The following is a 4,745-nucleotide window of genomic DNA, read 5'->3' as shown; positions in this document are numbered from 1 at the left end:
ACGCGCCTCTATATAATCTTGTTGTTTTTCTATCAACTTATAGTATTTACTTCCCGATGATGAATTCGCTGTCAAAAACAGAATACCTTGACAGCTTGAATAGCATACAATATCGTTACATGCCTTTGCATATAACTGTATGATACGCTTACTTTCTCGTTCTATAATAGCATAGTGATTCATAAAAATCGTAAGACCTCTTGCATCCGCAATAAACGCTCTAGCATACGTATGATCATGCCCTGCTAAAGCCAAGTCAATATCATACTTGCGAAATACCGGAAGCAATGCCTTGCGAAGCGATACAATCTCTTCATCATTCGAATGCTCTCCTGAACCAAATATATCCTGATGCATAGCAACAATCCGCCACCTTGCGTCCTTATTGCTACTAAGTGCCTTTTCTATAAAAGCCTCATGTTCATCTGCATTCTCATTATTCGTATTCAACATTAAGAATATCGTATCACCATAACTAAAGTAATAATCTTCTCCCGCATACGTAGCTCCATAGCCCATCTTACTATTGGGATTATTGAAATGATAACTATAATTACCACTTAAACAATCATGATTTCCAATCGTCGTAGCTACTGGTATCTTTCTTAATAATTCAGGCAACAAATATCCCGCATATTCGATCTCATTTTCTCGAAATGTCTTATAAGTCGCTTCTGAATTCTTAAAGTTTCCACTCTGTATCTGATCTCCTGCTGTAACAATAAAACTCAAATTCTTCGCCCGTTTATACGCCGCCTGTAATGTAGCATTCCAATTAAAGCTATCATTGCAAACTGCTCTTTCTTGCCCTTGCTCTTCTTCCTCACCCTCAGGAATGTTATCATACGATGACCCTATCTGCACATCGCCAACAAACACAAACTGAAAATTCGATGAATCTTTTGTCTGAAATTCATATGCCTTTGTCCATCTTCCAGCAACCATATAACTATAGTAGTAGGTTTTATTCGCTTGCAGATTTGCCACAATCGCACGATTGTAATTAAACCCCTTCGTTGCTTTCTTCGTAATAACTCTCAAGTAGATAGCTCCTTCGAACTGTTCATTATCAGCTACACGAATGTTTGACTCTAAATCATCTTCTGTCGAATACCAAGAAAAATTAAGTTCCGACTCATCTTTTCCTGGTGTCAATGTCATCTGGACTGGAGCATTTCCTTGGTGTCTCCAATTCTCACACCACTCTTTCCAAGCTCCAGCGGTTGCCGCCCCCGTTTTCTTTGCCTCTGTCCAATCAGCATTCTTTGCTGCAACTTCTACACTTTTAAAACTCCATATAGCAAAACATACTATCGCTATTCTTGTAATGCCTATCTTTCGATACAACATCTCCATTCCTTCCTAGGACGACGATACCAATTTAAGCTCGCCTCAAAATGCATCTTGAATTAGAGATACTTCATTACCTTGAATTGCGACTACATCGAATCTACATGGTGTATCTTCTGCATAGCCATGACGATACATATAATATCTAGCCGTCTTTATAACGGATTGCGTCTTGCGATGATTTACTGCTTCCACTGCAAATCCCAGTTTCTGATCTTTTCGATACTTCACTTCAACAAACACAAGGTATTCTGCATCTCTTGCAATAATATCAATTTCTCCATTTTTACTAAAAAAATTCATCTCGACAATAGAATATCCTTGATTCACTAAATAGGACGCCGCCACTTGCTCCTTTTGCGAACCAATCATTCTCTTATTGTATTCCCCCACGCAATTCCTCCTCTATCATAACAGGCTAAGATATAATCTATATTAAGGAATTGTTATCTTTGTTCGTTTCTGCCGTAACTTTTCCTTTAATTCGATCCATACTATCAACAAAAACAAGGATTTCTGCTACAACATTATATAACTCTGGAGGAATATATTCACCAACATCCAATTTTGATAGTGTATTTGCCAATTTACTGTCCTTATGGATTGGCACTGCCTCCTCTTGCGCTTTATCAATAATCTTATCCGCAAGATACCCTTGCCCACTAGCAATAACTTTTGGCGCTGTATCATTTGGTGAATACGCCAATGCAATTGCCGATTTATTTCTATTCGTTTGTCTTTCCTGTTCTTTATTGTCATTACTGCCCATAACTCACCTACACTCCTTTCGAATCCAACTACGTTTCCTATGCTCTTACATCAAATGAATAACGTTTTACTGCACTTTCCCTATTCTCATCCTCAAACAATTCTTGTACTTTAGATTCCGATCTTTCTTTCTTCGTTGCTGATGCAGTAAAGAAATATCCTTTTTCCGTCAATTGCCTTTCTAACTCTGGCAAATGTTTTTCTACTATATTGTATGCCTCTTCATCCGACAAGGAAAACATCGCATTCATACGATAATCTTGCGTTTTAACCATAATATCAATATCCCCAAGATACTCCATATCAAGATGAAGCAAAAGACTCATATTCTTTGATGAATCACTCGCATTCTGTTTGTTACGATATACATATAAATCACTATGATTTAATTGCCCTTTTAACTTTAATGGCAGTTGTGTATACAGCATATCAAAGGCATTCTGTCCACCTTTTGCTTGCGCCATCTGTTGATTCATCTGCTGCGTAGTTGTTATGTTTTGCATAGCAAACTGTAATGCTTGTTGCAACTGATTTGCTATATCAGGATTTTGAAACGATATATTTTGAAAAGCTCGCATCTGTTCTTCCATATGTGTAGTAACATTTTGCAGCGTTTCCGCTTGTAGTTGCTCTGGTTTAATCCCCCATTTATCTGTAAGCTCTTTTGTAACAGCATCAGAAAATGAATCACTTTTCAAAATATCCTCCATTGCTTTTGCATCATGCTCCTGCTCTAACTGTCCCTTCACTACTTCTAATATCGATTTTTCTGTATCTGCTTGTGACGCCTCCGAGGAAAGTGTTTTGTCTGACATTAAAATCGTATCAAGTAATTGCTTTACCGCCTGCAAATCTCCATTCATGTAAGAATCACGAATCGCATCGGGCAACTCTTGCATTACCTGCTGTAAGTTAGAAGAAAAATCCTCTTTCTCACCTAGAAATGCACTCCATAAATCTATGTTTGCATTCGTTAATGGCATATTATTTTTCATCATATCAACAAATTGTGTTAGTGGTATGTCTGGGTAACGCAATGATGCTGATATAAATGTTGTTATTGTTTGCTTGTCAACGGACATTCCATGCTCTAGCAATGTCGCAACGATATCAAGATTCTTATCTGTTGCTGCTAAACCAGCCCCTTCTAACGCCTTATATATCGTTCCATCTGTAGGATTTCCTATCTGTTCTTGATAGGGTGCTATTGTAACTTGCTTTCCTGTATTGTCTCGTACAACAAAATTTAATGTTTCTCCAATACATACATTAACCATATCTTGAAATTTCGCTTGTACTGTCTGGTCATCAATCTGAATTGCAACTTGATTATCTCGAATATCCACGACCGTCCCTTGAAACACTTGCCCTTGAGACAACTGCCCTAGCGAAAACGTTCCACTATTATTTGCATACGCTGAATTCGATGTTCCTTGAAGAGAATGTAAGGATAACGAATTGTTTGTTCCCTTACCATTACCCACTTGATATGATTGTGACGAAAAATTCATATATCCTTACCTCCTATATTGTATTTTAAATAAAGTTTCCGATAAATGTATGTCTATGTATCGGTGTAGGTCCATCTTCTTTCAACTTCACAATGTGCTCATTCGAACCATATCCTTTATTACTTGCAAAATGGTAACCAGGAAATATCTCATCATACTGAACCATCATACGGTCTCTTGTAACTTTAGCAACAATACTTGCCGCCGCTATAGAGGCACTCTTCGCATCCCCCTTGATAATCGGCACTTGCTTTATATCTACGTTTGGTATTGTTACAGCATCATTAAGAAGTAAATCTGGCTTTACATCCAATCTATTAATCGCAATTCTCATTGCTTCATAAGTTGCCTGCAATATGTTAATCTCATCAATAATCCCCGGCGATACAACTCCGACTCCAACTGCTACCGCCTTCTCCATAATGATATCGTATAATTCCTCTCTTTTTTTCTCACTAAGTTGTTTTGAATCATTAAGATAAAGAATCTCTTCATCCACAGGAAGAATCACTGCACATGCAACTACCGGCCCAGCCAAAGGTCCTCTCCCCACTTCATCAATTCCACAAATTGCGTGAAATTCTTCGCCATATTCTCTCTCATAGTTTTTCATCTCAAACGATCGATTTCGCTCTTTTTCTAACTTTTCTTTTTCTTTCTCATATTTCGTAATCATTTTGACAACACCACTTCGTGTATCATCTCTATATTTATCAAGAACCATATCTATATTAGTGATATCGGTTGATTCTAATTCCTTCTTAATATCTGCTATTTTCTTTTCCATATCCGTCAAACTTCTCCTCTATGTGATTTTTTAATGCGCACTTTAATATAATTTTCGATGTACATTTCTTTATAATTTTCTATCTCTGCGTTCTATTGTAACATATTCTATCTCTTGTTTCTAGATTCTTTGTAACAACAAAAACCACAGGTCAGATTGCTCTCCTATGGTTTTGTTATACTATATTATTTACTTTTGAGCTTCTTGTTTTTCTTCTTGCTTTTCTTCCTTATCAGACTCTTCTTTTTCAGACTTATCTTTTTCATCGTAAACAGGGAATTCTAATGTAACTCTACCTATTCTACCAGTTATAAATTCGTCCATTACAT

Annotated in this window: 5 protein-coding genes; all 5 read right to left on the bottom strand. The window is 37.0% G+C overall.

From position 1 onward, the window contains the following. The coding region (locus RMR19_RS10185) for a metallophosphoesterase (protein WP_310603386.1) at positions 1–1,350 on the bottom strand (1,350 nt) is incomplete at its 3' end. 42 nt (positions 1,351–1,392) lie between these two features. Continuing rightward, positions 1,393–1,722 carry a YraN family protein gene (locus tag RMR19_RS10180; RefSeq protein WP_310603387.1) on the bottom strand — a complete coding sequence of 110 codons (330 nt, stop codon included), beginning with the start codon at positions 1,720–1,722 and terminating at the stop codon, positions 1,393–1,395. Between the two features lie 58 nt (positions 1,723–1,780). Further along, positions 1,781–2,119, bottom strand: coding sequence for an EscU/YscU/HrcU family type III secretion system export apparatus switch protein (locus tag RMR19_RS10175; RefSeq protein WP_310603385.1), 339 nt, complete (start codon positions 2,117–2,119; stop codon positions 1,781–1,783). 37 nt (positions 2,120–2,156) lie between these two features. After that, complete coding sequence (gene fliK / locus RMR19_RS10170; protein ID WP_310603384.1) at positions 2,157–3,629, bottom strand: flagellar hook-length control protein FliK; 1,473 nt, start codon at positions 3,627–3,629, stop codon at positions 2,157–2,159. A 25-nt stretch (positions 3,630–3,654) separates the two neighbouring features. Then, a complete protein-coding gene (locus RMR19_RS10165) occupies positions 3,655–4,416 on the bottom strand; it encodes a ribonuclease HII (RefSeq protein ID WP_310603383.1) in 762 nt (253 codons plus the stop codon). Between the last annotated feature and the right edge of the window lie 329 nt (positions 4,417–4,745).

Origin of the sequence: Anaerosporobacter sp. (genome assembly GCF_031551385.1) — a bacterium.
Classification (GTDB): domain Bacteria; phylum Bacillota; class Clostridia; order Lachnospirales; family Lachnospiraceae; genus Anaerosporobacter.
Note: the sequence above shows the minus strand (reverse complement) of the source record. Positions and strands in the feature narration are given on the sequence as shown.